Origin of the sequence: Neisseria brasiliensis, from assembly GCF_009671065.1 — a bacterium.
GTDB lineage: Bacteria > Pseudomonadota > Gammaproteobacteria > Burkholderiales > Neisseriaceae > Neisseria > Neisseria brasiliensis.
The window spans coordinates 2,463,210-2,480,035 of sequence record NZ_CP046027.1 but is presented as its reverse complement, the minus strand read 5'-3'; the positions used below and the strand labels follow the sequence as shown (position 1 = coordinate 2,480,035).

23 protein-coding genes are annotated in these 16,826 nt (G+C 48.4%); 7 read left to right on the top strand and 16 right to left on the bottom strand.

The genetic code is table 11. The features are described from left to right. Positions 1-132: 132 nt before the first annotated feature. The 11 genes from GJV52_RS12385 to GJV52_RS12340 form a co-directional block, all read right to left on the bottom strand. Positions 133-1,359 (bottom strand): MFS transporter, encoded by a 1,227-nt coding sequence (locus GJV52_RS12385; RefSeq protein ID WP_095502031.1) that lies wholly within the window; start codon positions 1,357-1,359, stop codon positions 133-135. Positions 1,360-1,429: 70 nt separating this feature from the next. Beyond that, positions 1,430-2,470, bottom strand: coding sequence for a Gfo/Idh/MocA family oxidoreductase (locus GJV52_RS12380; protein WP_095502030.1), 1,041 nt, complete (start codon positions 2,468-2,470; stop codon positions 1,430-1,432). A gap of 234 nt (positions 2,471-2,704) precedes the next feature. Continuing rightward, the gene (lysC, locus tag GJV52_RS13135; RefSeq protein WP_456152475.1) at positions 2,705-2,905 is read right to left on the bottom strand and encodes an Rz1-like lysis system protein LysC; all 201 of its coding nucleotides are present in this window, start codon (positions 2,903-2,905) and stop codon (positions 2,705-2,707) included. Beyond that, positions 2,859-3,200, bottom strand: coding sequence for a hypothetical protein (locus GJV52_RS12375; protein ID WP_229439431.1), 342 nt, complete (start codon positions 3,198-3,200; stop codon positions 2,859-2,861). The genes lysC and GJV52_RS12375 overlap by 47 nt, the downstream gene beginning before the upstream one ends. Continuing rightward, the gene (locus GJV52_RS12370) at positions 3,200-3,355 is read right to left on the bottom strand and encodes a hypothetical protein (RefSeq protein ID WP_195690093.1); all 156 of its coding nucleotides are present in this window, start codon (positions 3,353-3,355) and stop codon (positions 3,200-3,202) included. Before GJV52_RS12370 ends, GJV52_RS12375 begins: the two co-directional genes overlap by 1 nt. Continuing rightward, positions 3,355-3,861, bottom strand: a complete 507-nt coding sequence (locus GJV52_RS12365) for a lysozyme (protein WP_100564009.1) — start codon at positions 3,859-3,861, stop codon at positions 3,355-3,357. The genes GJV52_RS12370 and GJV52_RS12365 overlap by 1 nt, the downstream gene beginning before the upstream one ends. Further along, positions 3,851-4,096, bottom strand: coding sequence for a holin (locus GJV52_RS12360; RefSeq protein ID WP_100564011.1), 246 nt, complete (start codon positions 4,094-4,096; stop codon positions 3,851-3,853). Before GJV52_RS12360 ends, GJV52_RS12365 begins: the two co-directional genes overlap by 11 nt. Before the next feature lie 51 nt (positions 4,097-4,147). Further along, positions 4,148-4,477 carry a hypothetical protein gene (locus tag GJV52_RS12355; protein ID WP_100564013.1) on the bottom strand — a complete coding sequence of 110 codons (330 nt, stop codon included), beginning with the start codon at positions 4,475-4,477 and terminating at the stop codon, positions 4,148-4,150. Positions 4,478-4,564: 87 nt separating this feature from the next. Continuing rightward, positions 4,565-5,245 carry a hypothetical protein gene (locus tag GJV52_RS12350; protein ID WP_100564015.1) on the bottom strand — a complete coding sequence of 227 codons (681 nt, stop codon included), beginning with the start codon at positions 5,243-5,245 and terminating at the stop codon, positions 4,565-4,567. A 402-nt stretch (positions 5,246-5,647) separates the two neighbouring features. Beyond that, positions 5,648-6,421: a phage tail tip fiber protein gene (locus tag GJV52_RS12345; protein WP_100564019.1), complete on the bottom strand. Its 774-nt coding sequence runs from the start codon at positions 6,419-6,421 to the stop codon at positions 5,648-5,650. Between the two features lie 95 nt (positions 6,422-6,516). Further along, positions 6,517-7,659, bottom strand: a complete 1,143-nt coding sequence (locus tag GJV52_RS12340) for an RNA-guided endonuclease InsQ/TnpB family protein (protein WP_095503172.1) — start codon at positions 7,657-7,659, stop codon at positions 6,517-6,519. 44 nt (positions 7,660-7,703) lie between these two features. On the opposite strand from GJV52_RS12340, the gene tnpA reads away from it, so the two are divergent. Together tnpA and GJV52_RS12330 are read left to right on the top strand one after the other, a co-directional pair. Next, complete coding sequence (tnpA, locus tag GJV52_RS12335) at positions 7,704-8,120, top strand: IS200/IS605 family transposase (RefSeq protein WP_095503171.1); 417 nt, start codon at positions 7,704-7,706, stop codon at positions 8,118-8,120. Positions 8,121-8,681: 561 nt separating this feature from the next. Continuing rightward, positions 8,682-8,867: a ribbon-helix-helix protein, CopG family gene (locus GJV52_RS12330; protein ID WP_100562947.1), complete on the top strand. Its 186-nt coding sequence runs from the start codon at positions 8,682-8,684 to the stop codon at positions 8,865-8,867. On the opposite strand, the gene GJV52_RS12325 is transcribed toward GJV52_RS12330, so the two are convergent. Genes GJV52_RS12325 through GJV52_RS12320 form a run of 3 tightly spaced genes read right to left on the bottom strand, consistent with a single transcriptional unit; the run spans position 8,823 to position 9,819 of the window. Then, entirely contained in the window at positions 8,823-9,380 is a 558-nt protein-coding gene (locus GJV52_RS12325; protein ID WP_100562948.1) for a hypothetical protein, read from the bottom strand. The genes GJV52_RS12330 and GJV52_RS12325 overlap by 45 nt on opposite strands. A gap of 8 nt (positions 9,381-9,388) precedes the next feature. Beyond that, positions 9,389-9,520, bottom strand: a complete 132-nt coding sequence (locus GJV52_RS13415) for a hypothetical protein (RefSeq protein ID WP_255408755.1) — start codon at positions 9,518-9,520, stop codon at positions 9,389-9,391. A 2-nt stretch (positions 9,521-9,522) separates the two neighbouring features. Next, positions 9,523-9,819: a DUF1364 domain-containing protein gene (locus GJV52_RS12320; RefSeq protein ID WP_100562974.1), complete on the bottom strand. Its 297-nt coding sequence runs from the start codon at positions 9,817-9,819 to the stop codon at positions 9,523-9,525. On the opposite strand from GJV52_RS12320, the gene GJV52_RS12315 reads away from it, so the two are divergent. The 3 genes from GJV52_RS12315 (at position 9,812) to truB (ending at position 12,186) form a co-directional block, all read left to right on the top strand. Beyond that, on the top strand, positions 9,812-10,633 hold the full coding sequence (locus GJV52_RS12315; RefSeq protein ID WP_154212908.1) for a tyrosine-type recombinase/integrase: 822 nt from the start codon (positions 9,812-9,814) through the stop codon (positions 10,631-10,633). The genes GJV52_RS12320 and GJV52_RS12315 overlap by 8 nt on opposite strands. A gap of 189 nt (positions 10,634-10,822) precedes the next feature. Then, positions 10,823-11,194, top strand: a complete 372-nt coding sequence (rbfA, locus tag GJV52_RS12310; protein ID WP_095502029.1) for a 30S ribosome-binding factor RbfA — start codon at positions 10,823-10,825, stop codon at positions 11,192-11,194. A 71-nt stretch (positions 11,195-11,265) separates the two neighbouring features. Continuing rightward, positions 11,266-12,186, top strand: a complete 921-nt coding sequence (gene truB, locus GJV52_RS12305) for a tRNA pseudouridine(55) synthase TruB (RefSeq protein WP_100562952.1) — start codon at positions 11,266-11,268, stop codon at positions 12,184-12,186. Between the two features lie 57 nt (positions 12,187-12,243). Here truB and GJV52_RS12300 read toward each other — a convergent pair whose 3' ends face one another. Together GJV52_RS12300 and GJV52_RS12295 are read right to left on the bottom strand one after the other, a co-directional pair. Further along, positions 12,244-12,672, bottom strand: coding sequence for a DUF4124 domain-containing protein (locus tag GJV52_RS12300; RefSeq protein ID WP_100562954.1), 429 nt, complete (start codon positions 12,670-12,672; stop codon positions 12,244-12,246). Positions 12,673-12,757: 85 nt separating this feature from the next. Next, on the bottom strand, positions 12,758-12,955 hold the full coding sequence (locus GJV52_RS12295) for a hypothetical protein (RefSeq protein ID WP_095502026.1): 198 nt from the start codon (positions 12,953-12,955) through the stop codon (positions 12,758-12,760). An 85-nt stretch (positions 12,956-13,040) separates the two neighbouring features. Here GJV52_RS12295 and GJV52_RS12290 point away from each other — a divergent pair, with 85 nt between their 5' ends. Both GJV52_RS12290 and rep read left to right on the top strand, forming a co-directional pair. Then, a complete protein-coding gene (locus GJV52_RS12290; RefSeq protein WP_095502025.1) occupies positions 13,041-14,669 on the top strand; it encodes an ABC-F family ATPase in 1,629 nt (542 codons plus the stop codon). A gap of 121 nt (positions 14,670-14,790) precedes the next feature. Further along, entirely contained in the window at positions 14,791-16,791 is a 2,001-nt protein-coding gene (gene rep, locus GJV52_RS12285; RefSeq protein ID WP_100562956.1) for a DNA helicase Rep, read from the top strand. Positions 16,792-16,826 lie beyond the last annotated feature (35 nt).

Genomic DNA, 16,826 nt, shown 5'->3' with positions numbered 1-16,826 from the left:
GGAGAGCGTTGCAAAGCTCAGTTTAAACTAAGAAAGCTATGCTCGTCATTCCCGCCTGTGCGGGAATGACGATTTAAAGATTTACGAGTTTTGCAAAAATATCAGGCCGTCTGAAAGTAAATACTCCCCAGCCTAAACCTTTCCTATTTTCGCTTCACGAATCGGTAAATTCAACAAAGCAGCCATAGCGGCAAGCACCATATCCGCGTACCACATCCAGTTGTAATCACCAAAAGCCGTAATCGCAATACCGCCCAAATACGCGCCAAGAAAACCGCCGATTTGGTGCGACAACAAAGTTAAGCCGAATAAAGTCGCCAGATAACGCAGACCAAACAATTTGCCGGTAATCGCGGCAGTCGGCGGCACTGTGGCCAGCCATGTCAAACCTAGCCCGAATGCGAATAAGTAAAACGTCCAATCAGTACGCGGCATCATCAGGTAAATCAAAATCAGCAAGGCACGCGAAGCATACATCCAAAACAAAATATATTTGCTGCGAAATTTGCCCACACACCAGCCGGCTGCCAAGCTGCCAATTACATTGGCGATGCCGATAATGGCCAGCGACCACGAAGCTACCGTCGGCGGCAAACCGCACAAGGCCACTTCAGTCGGCAAATGCGTCACCAAAAAAGCAATGTGAAAGCCGCAGGTAAAAAAGCCCAAATGCAACAAAATATAGCTGCGGTCTTTAAATGCTTGTGAAACAGCCTGTTTCAAAGTCTGTTCAGGTTGTACATTCGGGGCCGTCTGAACGGCCACCGCGCCCGATTCTCTGCGCGTGAGCCAACGTGCAATCGGGATAATCAGCAAACTCACCAACGCCAACACATACATGGCACCGCGCCAACCGATGGCCGGAAGAAAAATCAATCCTTGCAACACAGGCGAGAACAGAAATTGGCCGAACGAGCCGCCTGCATTTACTACACCCGAAGCCGTGCCGCGCATTGATGGTGGCAGCTTATTGGAAACTTGGCTCATCAAAATCGAATGACTACCCGCCCCCGACCCCATCGCCAACATCACCCCCATGCTCAAGGTTAAGCCCCAAGTAGTGGTGAGCGACGGAATCAGCGCGCAACCAATGGCCAGAAGAATTGTGCCCCACAACAACACCGGCCACGCGCCAAAGCGATCCGCCAACGCGCCCGACAGCGGTTGTGCCACGCCCCACATCAATTGACACATCGCCATCGCAAAACTGATGCCGGCAATGCTCAATGCAGTGGAATTGACCATCGGCTGCACAAACAAGCCGAGCGACATCCTGATGCCCATGGTAATCATCAACACCGCCGCCGCGGCAAACGCAATCAGCCACAATAATTTCGTCTGATGAATCTCTGTCTGCATATTATTCTCTTGATGGATATGTAAACAATGCCGTCTGAAACCAATGTTCAGACGGCATCTTCATCACAAATCAAACCTTAGTCCGTCTGCCCGTCTGCGCGCTTTCATAGGCTTTTTCAATTAAACCTAACACTTGCGCCACCTGTCGTGCATTCACCGCCAAAGGCTCGCCTTCAGTCAAAGCGGCATAAAGATTTCGATAAAACGCACCATAATCGCCGCGCTCGCTCGGCATGGTTTGGCGCATGATTTGACCGTCGATTTCCGTGTGCAACACGCCCCATTCTTGCGACGTTTCTACATTCCAATTACCTTCAGGCAATATACCGCCAACCAGCAAGGCTTCTTGATTATCCGCGTCCTGCTTGATATACGAACCTTTTTTACCGTGCAGCGTCATAAACGGCAAAGGCTCGCGGGCATATTTGGTGCCAATCAGCGACACCTTCAGGCCGTCTGAATAATACAGCGCGATGTCGAAATTATCATCACTCAACGCGCCTTCATGCTGGTGGCGGATATCGGCATACAGTTCAGACGGCATACCAAATAAATCCACCGCCATATCCAATAAATGCGAGCCCAAATCATACACCAAGCCCACACCTGCGCCGCCGGTTTCCTTCCAACGCTTTTTGTTCAAGCCCGCCGCATAGCGTTCAAAACGAAATTCCGCATCGACAATCTCGCCTAACAGGCCGTCTGAAAGCAGTTTTTTGGCCGTGAGCGGCGCGCTGTCCCAACGGCGGTTTTGATAAACGCTCAACAACACGCCCTGTTCATCAGCCAAATCCGCCAAGATTAACGCTTCTTCCGCCGTGGCACACAGCGGCTTTTCCACCACCACATGCTTGCCCGCCGATAAAGCTTGTTTAGCCAATTCAAAATGCGTTTGATTCGGCGTAGTAATCACGATTAAATCCACGTCATCAGTGAGCAAATCATCAAAATTGCGCACGGTTTCCGCATCCGGCAACACGTTTTTGGCCTTGTCGCTGCTGCGTTCAAACACCTTAACCACATCAAAACGACCGTCCACACGCCAAAATGGCAGATGAAACACTTGCGCCGACATGCCGAATCCGGCCAAGCCGATGTTGATTTTTTTCATACGATTTCCTTTTCAGACGGCCTAATCACAGAATATCCGTTATAATAGCGCATTACAGCAAAAAACCATATTTAATAAGGCGTTTATGGGGTTTCCTGTTCCGCAAAAGCATAATAATAGCCCTTAAATTTCCCTTTAAAATCAATACTTGCCTTTTCTTTTGCGGAATGGATAAATAGAAAAAAGACCGTCTGAAATATCCAATATTCTAGGATATTTCAGACGGTCTTTCCGTCACTTCGGCCATGCTTCGACCAATGCTTTGTGGCGTGCTTTGCAGTCATTGTATTGATGAACTGTTTGCACCGCCCACGGCAAAATTTCTGCGCCTGTTTTGCCGGTCAGTTTTTGCAATGGTGGGCATGGCTGCACTAAATCGGCTGGCGGTTTACTCGCTGTCGGCAATGGTGGCGTTAAGCTCTTGCAAGCCGTCATCGTCAAGGCACACATTGCGATATACAGGGCGCTCGACAATTTTTTGTACTTCAACATAGCGGATTCTTTCTTTCTGTTCGTTTTCGGCTTTGGCCGTCTGATATTCAAAGCTGGCTTGGTGTGCCTGTTCGGCTTGCTGTTTGGCTGCTTCGGCCAAACGTGCCGACACTTCTGCGTAGGCCGTTTTATAGCCTGCTTCGTATCGGTTGTTGCTATACAGGGCAACAAGCCACACGGCGGCCATCAAAGCTGCCAATGCGGCCAACCATTTCCAATATTTCAAAATAAACACCATTATTTCGCTTCCTTTTCGTAGTAGGCCAACATGGTTCGATAATTGGATAGTTCACGTTCGGCATGTTCAAAAGCCGCCAAATCGGCGGATTCGCTGGCTTCGCGGCTTTTTGTTTCCCATTCGGCAATCATGCGGCGGCAAAAATCAATTTCCATCAGTTCGCCGCCATGCATTTGTTGTAACGGTCAAGCTGCCGCGTCCACACGCCCCAGCAGTTGTTTTTGCGGATTGAGCAATTACGGCCACCGGCATAGCGGTACTTCAACAGGGCTTGGCAGGCGGCTTTGTGATTGCCTTTGTTCAATTCGCGGCGCATTGACGATTTATTCCAGTTCGCCATGCCGAAGTTGTATGCGAAATCAAGGTAAACATCATATTCAGTCTGCGACAATGCCACATTCGGAATGCTGGCGCGAAACTTGATTTCATCTTTCGACAGGTGGGCGCGTGCATATTCCACCGCCTTATCTTTCGTAATTGCGGGGTCGGTCATTTTCACGCGGCGGCCATCGGGGTATTGGGTTGTACCAATACCAATAGTCGGCACGCCCACCGAATCACGGTAAGGCTTCGCGCGAAAGCCCTCATGCTGGATTAAGGTCGAAAAAAAACCGAGCGACACAGTCAGCCCGGCTACCCAGTATTTCGTTTTATTTTGCATCGAAACTCCTCAACAATCTTTTTTTCTCCAGTTCGTGTTTTTCTGTTTGCCGCCGATCTTCTCGCATTTTAAAAAACACATTGACAATAAATCCGCCAAGAGCTACTAAAACACCTATCCACATTGCCCAATCCACTTGCAGCAACGCGCCAACCACGCTAGCACCAGCGCCGCCATAGGTATAGCGGCTCGCAATATCAGAGGCAGCGGTTACTGGCTGTTCAAAGTTTTTCATGTGATTAACCTTAAGTAAAAGGCCGTCTGAATTTCAGACGGCCTGTATTGATTACTCGCTCAAGTCAGCTTTAACCAACTCAGCACCGGTAAATTGATGCGGGTTGGGATTGTCGCTATCAACCAATGAGGTCAGTGCCCAATCAATCACATCCACGCCACGCGGCGGATCTTCAGACAGCGAAAATGACACGCTGCCCAATGCGCGCTTGCCCTTGTCGTACAAGTCTTGGTTGTAATAGCTGTCAACCGTGGCCGTGTAGTATTTGTTGGTTAAGTCAAGGTGAACACCCGAAATAATATGAAACGATGCCGGAACACCGGTGTTCACATCTTCAACATCGGCCTTGATGCCGATAATCATTTGCTGTTTAGCTGCCATAAATTTCCTTTCTTAGGTAATAAAAAGCCCGCAAGTGCGGGCAAGATTAAAGAGAAAGGCCGTCATTTTCAGACGGCCTATATAGAACTACATACTTGTTACATCTACAACAAGTGCAAGAGTATCATACAGATTAAGTTTAGTATTACGAACACCAATTATTGCAAGCTTGCGCTCTGGAGCATCTACCAATACAGGTTGATTAAATTTATACACCCCCTCGCCCAACTCTCTAAAACGTTCGTTAGCAAACATGAATCCCCGATATCTTTGAGTAAACTCAGAGGTTGCTGCTAAAGGTCTCGCTTTTCCCGTCACATATAAAAAATCCAAACGGCCAAGTATCTTCAATGATTTTAAATTACTGTCAAAGACAAGTTCCCCTTGTTCATTAAACAGTCTCAACCCGTACTGACTTTGATGGTATTGAGCTAAAGAAGGCACATCTGCATAAACATAGCAAAAAACGCTGTCCTTCTCTTCTTCAGTCAACTCATGAAACTCTCGTGGAAAGTTAACTCTTAAAACCCGACCCCCCGAAGCTGTGGGGTATACTTTAGTGCTATAATAATATCTGCCAATGCGGCATACGCTACTCGCTACAATTATCTGTTTACATTCAGGCAAATTGACAAGGCAAAATTGTTCACCAGAAGCTGTGTCAGGCCTCCAGTCACGGGCAGGAATTTTTGCCACCAAAGCTAACGTTGTACGATTCTGGTCAAGTTGTACGGAACCATCCTCTCTATACGTTACTAATCCATACATACTAAAACTCCACAAAAGCAATATTTATATTTACGTTGCTGTAAAAAACATTGATGTATTCAGTGCTAAAAAAGAATTCTTGAATTTGTTGCTCCGTAGGATATCTATCTAGTGGCACTGGGGTAACGTTCCCCCAGTCAAATTTTAGTTCCTCAGAAATCCTGTAGAAGCTATCGGACCCCTCCCAAACGTGAGGCCAATTCTTGTTACCTGTCCAAGAATTAGGGGTACCCGTTCCATTATAGTAAGGGATAATCGCCCACCTAGACCTACCAGCAGGCAGCCGGACTACGCCCGACTGAACCCGCTCTTCCCCTAGTACCAGCTTGACAATCTTGGTAGGGGCTTCCGAGGTATCCAGAATTAAATTGCCCTCATCATCCCAAATGTTTAAACCATAACTCACAACTTTCCCAACCTTACTCGTAATACTCCATTCTCATCGTAAACCTCGGTTCTGTCACCATCTAAGTAGTAACCAACTTTCTTACCTACTTTAGTCACAGGGTTGGAGGAAATTACCACTGTACCATCTTTCCTTAGGTGAAATTTACCTCCTGCACCTATAATCTCAGGCGCACTAATCGTCTGCTTCGCCGCAATATGTCTACCCAAAATCGTGCCGTCAGCGACCAAGTCACCATTGAGTGCCATACCATTACGGGTGACGGTCATCATCGGGATAATCTTGCTGGTATGCGGCTGCACAAACCCGACTTTATCCGCCATCAGCAAGATTTGACTATCGGCAGTCTGCCCGTCTACACCCATCATCAAGCCCGATACTGCTTTTCGGCCACCTGCTAGCGTTTCAGCTTTTAAGGTGTAAAGGGATTGCACCTTGCCCTTAGTATCTGCAAGCGTTTCCTGCGTTTGCGTCAACTTGGCTTCAGCGTTGCCCACTTTTGAGATAGCTTCATTAACCTTCTTGGTAGTAGCTTCCTCCTTAGCAGCCTGAGCCGATTTAAATTCGGTTAAAGCCGCTTCGGTTGCAGCAGCTTTGGCTTCCAAGTCTTCAGGGGCAGGTGTCCAGTCTGAAGCAACTGTGCCTTTAGCAACTTTCAACTTTTTAAAGGATAACTCACCATCAAATGCATCACCACACAGCAGGTTGACGTCCTTCCCTCCCTGAAGGGAGGGAATTCCTACGGCGATTTGTGAACGGCATTGAGCCATTCACAAATCGCTTCGGTGGGTTTCTGCTGCTGACCGCCTTACTGCACGGTTCACTTCACAGACGCTACGGGCACGTCCTGCCCTGAAACTTCATTTTACTTTTGCGCTGCCAAAATCTCTTGACCGCGCTTTAACACATTGATTGCACCCACAATATCCGCATTGTTTTGATAGCCACATTGCACACATTCAAAGTTTGCCTGTGTTTGACGGTTATCTTTGGCAGTATGTCCGCAAGCTGGGCAACAACGACTGGTATTTTGTGGCGGAACAGCCACCAAATGCCCACCGCGCCACAACAGCTTATAGTCCAACTGACGGCGAAACTCAAACCAAGACTGGTCTAAAATCGCACGGTTTAAGCTTGATTTGGCAGCAACGTTTTTTCCATGCTGCACGGCGTTGCCTTTAGCGGATTTGGACATATTCGCCACCTGCAAATCTTCCACATACACAATCGCGTGGTTTTGGCTGATTGCGCTGCTGATTTGGTGCAGGTAGTTTTTACGGATATTGCTGATTTTGTGGTGCAAACGGCTGATTTTTGCTTTCAGTTTCTGCCAGTTTTTGCTGAATTTGGTTTTGTGTTTGAACTGTTTTTGCAGTTTTGCTAGTTTGCCTTTCAACGTTTTGAATGCGTTGATTGGCTCAAAAAACTGACCATTGGACAATGTTGCAAATTTGGCAACACCCATATCAATCCCAGTTTCGCCACCGTTTGGCTGCGCGATTTCCTGCTCGGTTTCGGTTTGCATAGATACAAACCATTTACCGCATTTTTGCGATACGGTTACGTTTTTCAGGCTGCCTGAAACGTGTCGGCTGTTGCGATAGCGCACCCAACCGATTTTGGGCAAATAGATACGATTATTTTGCTGCTCCAATTTACAGCCTTGCGGAAAGCGGAAACTGTCTTTTTCGCCTTTGCGTTTGAATTTGGGGAAATCTGCGCGTTTGGCAAAGAAGTTTTTGAATGCGCTTTCCAAGTCTTTCAAACTTTGCTGCAAAACTTGGCTGTGGCAGTCTTTTAGCCAGTCTAATTCTCGTTTCCATTCAGGCAGCAAATTTGCGATTTTGGTGTAGCTAAATTTGAACGAATTATCTTGTTGATATTGTTCGTTTTGATACGCCAAAGCACGATTGAATACGAAACGCGAACAACCGCAAAATTGTTTCATTTTGCGGATTTGCTCGCCGTTTGGCATCAGTTCAAATTTGAATGTTTTGAGTATTAACATGATTTCATGGATAATGGAATTTTTAGCAATTTTACACTTGGTCTATGGAAAAAGAAACTGATTTAAGACGTGGTCGGCACGTTGTTTTTAATCTTCATGTACATTTGGTATTTGTCGCAAAATATCGCCGAAAAGTGTTCACAAAAGAAATTTTGGACGATATGCGCGGTATTTTTGAGAGCGTCTGCACCGATTTTGAAGCGCAACTGGTGGAATTTGACGGCGAAGATGACCATGTTCATTTACTTGTGAACTATCCGCCCAAAGTGTCTATTTCAAAACTGGTGAACAGCTTGAAAGGTGTATCTAGCCGCATGATTAGACAGAAAAATTATCCAAGCATCAAACAAAAATTATGGGGCGGTGCGTTGTGGTCGCCGTCTTATTTTGCAGGTAGCTGTGGTGGTGCGCCGATTACGATTATTCGGCAGTATATTGAACAGCAGAAAACGCCTGATTAACTGAATATCAACGGTTTTAGGACTGCTACGCAGTCCGCGCCTTATATCTCCGCCGTGAACGGCGAAGTTTTACGGCGCAGCCTGATTAACTGAATATCAACGGTTTTAGGACTGCTACGCAGTCCGCGCCTTATATCTCCGCCGTGAACGGCGAAGTTTTACGGCGCAGCCTGATAAATGACAACCGCGCAAACTGAAAACCCGAACTTTTTGCAAACCGCCTGCTGTCTGAAGTTCGACTACCTGTGTCATGCTGTCGGTAAATTCGTCAGCGTTTCGGTTGTACAAGTTTGTAATATCAGCGGCTGGATTTTTATTGTAATGTACACTACAATTATCCCTGTTGAGTGGTTCAACAAGCGGAAATGACCACCGTTTCCGATGGGCACTCACAGAGGAAAATGAAATGAAGCACACTCTTCAAATCATTATTTTTCTGGTTCTGATGTTGGTAAGCAGCAAGGCTTACTAAGAACCTGAAAGACGGGGTGGCGGTAGCAGCCGCTGCCCCGATTCCTCAATCTTACAAAACCCAACCCAAAAAATCAAGGAAAAAAAATCATGGCGCAAACTCAAACCGAACGCAATCGGAAATACCACGAAAAACACGGCATCGTGCAGAAGAAATTCAATCTCGACAGCGAAACCGTTGCCCTGCTCGAACGTTTGGCCGCCGAACGGGGCGAAAGCCAAACGGCGGTATTAAAAGCAGCTTTGGCAGCCTTGGATAAAGGGCAGACCGTCTGAAGGCCGTTCTCGCCCGATAATGCCGCGCCGTCTAAATTCAGGGTCAAGTTTCGCCCACGCGCTATTCAGTAGGGCGTTGACAATCGCATTGACTTTCTTTTTCTGCCGGTAGATATATTTTCGGCCTAAGTCGTACTTATCCTGTATGGCTTCTTGTTTCAGATTGCCGAAAATATGAAATACCAGAGCTTCGCAAATAAAAATATTAACGCCCTTATTCTGCTGCCTGATAAACGCAACCAAATCAACAATGCCATCAGCCTTTATACAACTGGTGTAACATAACTCAACCACCGCTAATTCATAGTCATTCAAGACAGATTCAACGCCATCAATAACCCATGCGACATCGGTTAATCTATCTTCAGGCGATAACAGTCCGACCGCCCCGCAAATCGTTGCCCCACCCCGTTCCATGTTATCGCAAACAGCCGCCGTTCCGCTTTTCGGCTGAATGCCGATAACAACGCGCTTATAAGATTCCTTTAATGCCTCATCAACGTTTCGATACATCGTTTCCCCTAAATCTTACACGCACCACCGGCACACGCATCATCGTCCATTTCCGCATCTACACCATCTGGCGCCTCTACCCCGTCAAACGCGCTCAATGCTTCGTCCATGCCGTCTAAATCAAAATCGTCATTTTCCATCTTCACCCCGCCTTTAAAAGTCCCTGTTTAATCAAAAGCTGCTGCGTTCTCATCACACCTTCGGCAAAGGCCGTCTGAAGTTCGTCATGCGATAAATCCGTTTTCAGACGACCATCAACGGCATCATGGCATCGGTTGCACGCATAAGCTGCCTGAATATCGTTCGGCTTCATGGCGATGCCGCATGTTCCTGCCATGCGGTAATGCGCCAAGACGACCGTTTCGGGATTGTGGTTACAGATACCGGCAAGGCGGATTTGGCATTGTTGGCCGCGTGCCGATTCACGGATTTTGCTCATTTCCATACCTCTGCAAGAACCAAACCAGCCGCTCCATAAAAAATCAGGCACACAAAATACCTACAATCACGCCATAAAACACCTGCGGGAGTTTTTCGGCAACCCTGATGCACCGCTGGAGAAAATTCAGCCGCAACACATCAGCCAATACTTAGAATGGCGGAAAGCTACCCCGAGCGGCGCCAATATGGAAATTGCCGTATTCCGTGCCATTTGGAATCAAGCACGCGCATGGGGCTACACCGAGAAAACCAGCCCTACCCAAAACATAAAAACGCACACACTCACAGGCCGAAAAGATGTTTACATTGACGACTATTTATATAAGTTCGTCTATGATCATGCCGATACCGATATGCGAGACCTTATGGACATTGCCTATATTACTGGCCAGCGACCAATTGACATTGTACATATGCACAGTCACCATATACATGATGGTGTTTTATATATTACACAGCAGAAAACACAGGTAAAGCTTCGCTTCGAAGTAACAGGTGATTTGGCTGAAATCATCAATAGACGTGCCAAAGGCGGCTACCTATTTACGAGTAGCCATGGCAAGCCACTTACTAGATCAACCCTAAGCGCCCGTTTTAATAGGCTGCGTAAAAAACTAGCTGAAAAATACCCTGAAATGGCTATAGAATTAAATAACTTTCAATTCCGAGACCTACGTGCAAAAGCAGGGACTGACATCTATCTATCCCAAGATGCAGAAGCCGCAAAAAACCAGCTTGGACATGCGTCACCTGAAATGACAAAAAGATATATTCGTCAAGGAAAAGTATTAAAACCTCTTTCTCGGAAATGAGTTTTGCGGAACATATATATATTATGCGGAACAAATTTATAGACTATATAATTTTTATGATTTAATATCAGTAGCTTATGCGGTAACTTTTTAATAGTGTTATAATAGCGCATTAATGAAACAGGCTGTATGCTTGATTGACCAAATTCATGCCAATCCACTTCAGACGGCCATCAGAAAGGACACATTATGCGAAAACCACAACGCGGCTATGCCCGCCAAGACCGAGTTCGTGAACAAATCATGCGCGAACTGGCCGAACTCGTCCGCACCGATTTGAAAGACCCGCGCGCCGGTTTCATCACCATCAACGAAGTCGAAGTCACCCGCGATTACAGCCACGCTACCGTGTTTTACACCGTATTGGACGACAGCACCCGCGAAATCACCGAAGAAGCACTCGACCACGCCAAAGGCCATTTACGCAGCGAATTGGCCAAACGCATCAAGCTCTTCAAAATTCCCGAGCTGCATTTCAAATACGACGAATCATTAGAACGCGGCATGAGCATTTCCAGCCTGATTGACCAAGTGGCGGCTGAAAAACCGGTAGAAGATTAAACCATCCATCATAAAGGCCGTCTGAAAAGCATTTAACCGGCTTTCAGACGGCCTTTTACAGTTGAAACCCCATGAATACCAAACCCAGCAAACGCCCTATCAACGGCGTTTTATTACTCGACAAACCCGAAGGTTTGAGCAGCAACACCGCCTTGCAAAAAGCGCGCCGTCTTTATCGCGCCGAAAAAGCCGGTCACACCGGCGTGCTCGACCCACTCGCCACCGGCCTACTGCCTGTATGCTTCGGTGAAGCGACCAAGTTCGCGCAATATCTGCTCGATGCGGATAAAGCCTACACCGCCACCATGAAGCTGGGCGAAGCCAGCACCACCGGCGATGCCGAAGGTGAAATCATCGATACCGCCCGTGCTGATATTTCGCTACAAGAATTTCAGACGGCCTGCGCCGCACTCACCGGCCCTATCCGCCAAGTGCCGCCGATGTTCTCTGCATTGAAACACGAAGGCAAACCACTTTACGAATACGCGCGCAAAGGCTTTGTGATCGAACGCAAACCGCGCGACATCACCATTTACTCGATTGATATTCAAGAATTTTCCGCACCCAAAGCCGTGATTAACGTGCGTTGCAGCAAAGGCACCTACATCCGCACCCTCAGCGAAGACATCGCCAAACACATCGGCACTTTCGCCCACCTGACCGCCCTGCGCCGCACCGAAACCGCCGGTTTCACCATCGCACAAAGCCACATGCTGGAACAATTGGCAGACTTAAGCGAAGCCGAACGCGACGCGCTCTTACTGCCTTGCGATGTGTTGGTGCAGCATTTGCCGAAGATCACACTCAACGACCGCGCCGTAGAAATGCTGAAATTCGGCCAGCGCCCACAGTTCACCGAAAACATCGAGCATGAACAACCGATTCGTGTTTACAACCAACAAGGCGAATTTATCGGTTTGGTTGAGTATCAACAAGCCATAGGCCGTCTGAAAGCCTTGCGTTTGATGAATACGGCGAATACAAGCGAATAAAATACACAAGGCCGTCTGAAAAAATAATTTCAGACGGCCTTGTGTATTCAATCAAACTTAACGCAACAATTGTTGCGATTCACCACGCTCAGCGGCTTGCACCTTGTCTTGCGCCGCTTTGACATTGTTTTCCAACCCCTGCACACGCTCTAAATACTTGGCGTAATTGCGTTCATTGCCCAAGCGCACTTTTTTGCCTTCTTCCAAAGCGTGCTGCGCCTGCTGCAATTCGCGTTGTGCCGCTTCCAAATCAGCAGATGTATTTGCTTGCGGCATGCTTTCGCTGATGGCGACTGGGGCGGCAGTTTGATAAACAGGTGCTGAAGTGTATACCGATGGGCGGCCGATATTGCTGGCTTTGCAGTTTTTGCCGCCGTCTTGGCTATAAACCTTGCGGCCTGAGCGGTCGGTGCATTCGTAAATGGTTGCTGCTTGGGCAGCTGTGGAAGCGAGCAAGGCTAAGGTGAGTAAAACGGTTTTGTTCATGTGGGTCATCCGGTTGAAATCAATTCAAGCTATTGTAATGAATTCACGTTAGGGTAAAACGCCGGTTTGTGTAAAAATAAGTTGGCTAAAACCATTTCCACCAAATAAACACCAGCGCAGCAATCATAATCAGGTTGGCGATGATAATCGGCATCCAGCGTTGCGGCTGCTGGCGCACTTCGGCGGCATTGCGCGTGCGGCGGATATAGAAAAACGGGCTGAGCAGCATCGATGCCGCGCAAATCAGAATAATCACGGCGTAATAGATTTTTTCGGTTTCCAACGCGTTTCCTTTTCAGACGGCCTCTATAAAATATGCTACAATTTCGCCCGATTATAACACTCTATTTATAAAGGTTTTACAAAGAATGATTTCTACCAACGGCATTACCATGCAGTTTGGCGCAAAGCCGCTGTTTGAAAACGTGTCTGTCAAATTCGGCGAAGGCAACCGCTACGGTTTGATCGGCGCCAACGGCTCGGGCAAATCCACGTTTATGAAAATTCTGGGCGGCGATTTGGAGCAGACTGCCGGTGAAGTGGCGATTGAAAACGGCGTGCGCTTGGGTAAGCTGAAACAAGACCAGTTTGCTTACGAAGATATGCGCGTGTTGGATGTGGTGTTGATGGGGCACACCGAAATGTGGGCGGCCATGACCGAACGCGACGCGATTTACGCCAACATGGAAGCCACTGAAGACGACTATATGCGCGCGGCCGATTTGGAAGCCAAGTTTGCCGAATACGACGGCTACACCGCCGAAGCGCGCGCCGCCGAATTGTTGAGCGGCGTGGGCATTTCTGAAGATTTGCACAATGCGCAAATGAGCGAAGTTGCTCCGGGCTTCAAATTGCGCGTGTTGCTGGCGCAGGCATTGTTTTCCAAGCCCGACGTGTTGCTGCTTGACGAGCCGACCAACAACTTGGACATCAACACCATCCGCTGGTTGGAAGGCGTATTGAACGAATACGATTCGACCATGATCATCATCTCGCACGACCGTCACTTTTTGAACGAAGTGTGCACCCACATGGCCGACTTGGACTACAACACCATCACCATCTATCCGGGCAACTACGACGATTACATGCTCGCTTCAGCACAATCCCGCGAGCGCGCGCTGAAAGACAACGCCAAAGCCAGAGAAAAACTGCAGGAACTGCAAGAATTCGTGGCGCGTTTCTCGGCCAACAAATCCAAAGCCCGCCAAGCCACCAGCCGCTTGAAACAGGCCGACAAAATCAAATCGGAAATGGTCGAAGTCAAACCTTCTACCCGCCAAAACCCGTATATCCGTTTTGAAGCCGACGAAAAAGCCAAGCTGCACCGTCAGGCCGTGGAAGTGGAAAAACTGGCCAAGCGCTTTGAAACCCAGTTGTTCAAAAACCTCAACTTCATCTTGGAGGCCGGCCAACGCCTGGCGATTATCGGCCCCAACGGTGCCGGTAAGTCCACTTTGCTGAAATTATTGGCCGGTGCCTACAACGCCGAATATTCAGACGGCCTCACCCAAGACGAAGGCACCATCAAATGGGCTGAAAAAGCACATGTCGGCTACTATCCGCAAGACCATGAAAACGACTTCGACGTCGATATGGACTTGAGCGAATGGATGCGGCAATGGGGTCAAGAAGGCGACGATGAGCAAGTGATCCGCGGCACACTCGGCCGCCTGCTCTTCGGCAGCAACGATGTGGTGAAAAAAGTCAAAGTATTGTCCGGCGGAGAGAAAGGCCGCATGCTCTACGGCAAATTATTGCTGTTGAAACCGAACGTGCTGGTGATGGACGAGCCGACCAACCACATGGACATGGAAAGCATTGAATCGCTCAACATGGCGCTGGAAAAATACAACGGCACGCTGATTTTCGTTTCGCACGACCGTCAGTTTGTTTCATCGCTCGCCACCCAAATCATCGAGCTCGACGGCAAAGGCGGCTACGAGCATTACTTGGGCGACTACGAAAGCTATCTGGAGAAAAAAGGTTTGGTTTGATTCTCCATTAAATGAAGCTGAAACTGAAACAGGCCGTCTGAAAAGTGAATCTGCTTTTCAGACGGCCTTACCCTTTGCCGAATGTTATAATCCTGTTCCAACACATTTCCCCTATCGTCTTATGAAACTCAATCCCCAACAACAAGCCGCTGTAAATTATTTGGGCGGGCCGCTTTTGGTTCTGGCCGGAGCCGGCAGCGGCAAAACCGGTGTGATTACGCAAAAAATCAAGCACTTGCTGGTTAACATCGGTTATGCCGGCCATCAGGTGGCAGCGATTACCTTTACCAACAAGGCGGCGAAGGAAATGCAGGAACGCGTGGCGAAAATGCTGCCCAAATCGAAAACGCGCGGGCTGACGATTTGTACCTTTCACTCTTTAGGCATGCGAATTTTGCGTGAAGAAGCCGCGCAAATCGGCTACAAAAAAAACTTTTCCATCTTAGACGGCACCGACAGCGCCAAAATCATCGGCGAGCTGTTGGGCGGCACGGGCAAAGAAGCCGTGTTCAAGGTGCAGCACCAAATCTCACTATGGAAAAACAATCTACAAACACCTGAAATCGCGTTTCAGACGGCCTCAAATGAATGGGAAAAGCAAACCGCGCAAATTTATGCCGGTTATCAAGCCACTTTGGAAAGCTATCAGGCGGTGGATTTTGACGACCTGATCCGCCTGCCCACGCTTTTGTTGCAGCAAAACAGCGAAGTGCGCCACAAATGGCAGCTGCGTTTGCGCTATTTGTTGGTCGATGAATGCCAAGATACCAACACCTGCCAATTCACGCTGATGAAGCTGCTTACCGGCGCGGAAGGCATGTTCACCGCGGTGGGCGATGACGACCAATCGATTTACGCTTGGCGTGGCGCCAACATGGAAAACCTGCGCCAAATGCAGCAGGATTATCCGCAAATGAAGGTGATTAAACTTGAGCAAAATTATCGCTCCACCGCGCGGATTCTAAAAATCGCCAACAAAGTGATTGAAAACAATCCGAAATTGTTCCAAAAAACCTTATGGTCGCAATTCGGCATGGGCGAAGTGGTGAAAGTGGTGGCGTGTCAAAACGAGCAGCACGAAGCCGAATGGGTGGTCAGCCAAATCGTCAAACAAAAAGTCGTGGCGGGCGACAAAGCCAAATATGCCGATTTTGCCGTGCTTTATCGCGGCAACCATCAAGCGCGTGTGTTTGAAGAAGCCCTACGCAGCGCGCGCGTACCCTATCAGCTTTCCGGCGGGCAAAGCTTTTTCGACAAAGCCGAGATTAAAGACGTATTGGCCTACATCCGCCTGATTGCCAATCCGGCCGACGACCCCGCCTTTTTACGCGCCGTGACCACACCCAAACGCGGCATCGGCGACGTGACGCTGGGCAAACTCAACACCTACGCCCACGAACACGAGTGCAGCCTATACGAAGCCGCCCAAACCGAAGCAGCCTTAGCCCTGCTCAACACCGCCAACCGCGAGCATTTACAAGCATTTATGCACATGATGGAAGCCTACCGCAACCGCGCCGAAGTGGCCGATGCAGGCGAATTCATCACCAGCCTGCTGGAAGAAATCGGCTATGAAAACCATCTGCTCATCAGCGAAGAAGGCAAAGCCGGAGAAATCAAATGGCGCAACGTCACCGATTTAACCTCATGGCTGCAACGCAAAGGCGATGAAGACGGCAAAAACATCATCGAAATCGCGCAAACCATCGCGCTGATGACGCTGCTGGAAGGCAAAGATGAAGAAGAAAACGACGCAGTCAAACTCTCCACCCTGCACGCATCCAAGGGCTTGGAATATCCGTATGTGTTTTTAGTCGGCTGCGAAGAAGGTATTTTGCCCCACGCCGACAGCATCGAAAAAAGCAACGTCGAAGAAGAACGCCGCCTGATGTATGTTGGCATCACCCGCGCCAAACGCCAATTAACCCTAACCCACTGCATCAAACGCAAGCGGCAAGGCACATGGCAATTTCCCGAGCCCAGCCGGTTTATCGACGAAATGCCACAGGAAGATTTGAAAATTTTAGGCCGCCAAGGCGGCGAGCCGATTGTCAGCAAAGAAGAAGGCAAAAGCCATTTGGCCAATTTGCGTGCGATGATTGCGGCGAAAAGTAAGGGATAAGCTTGTATGCCGTCTGAAAAGTTTTATCATCTTTC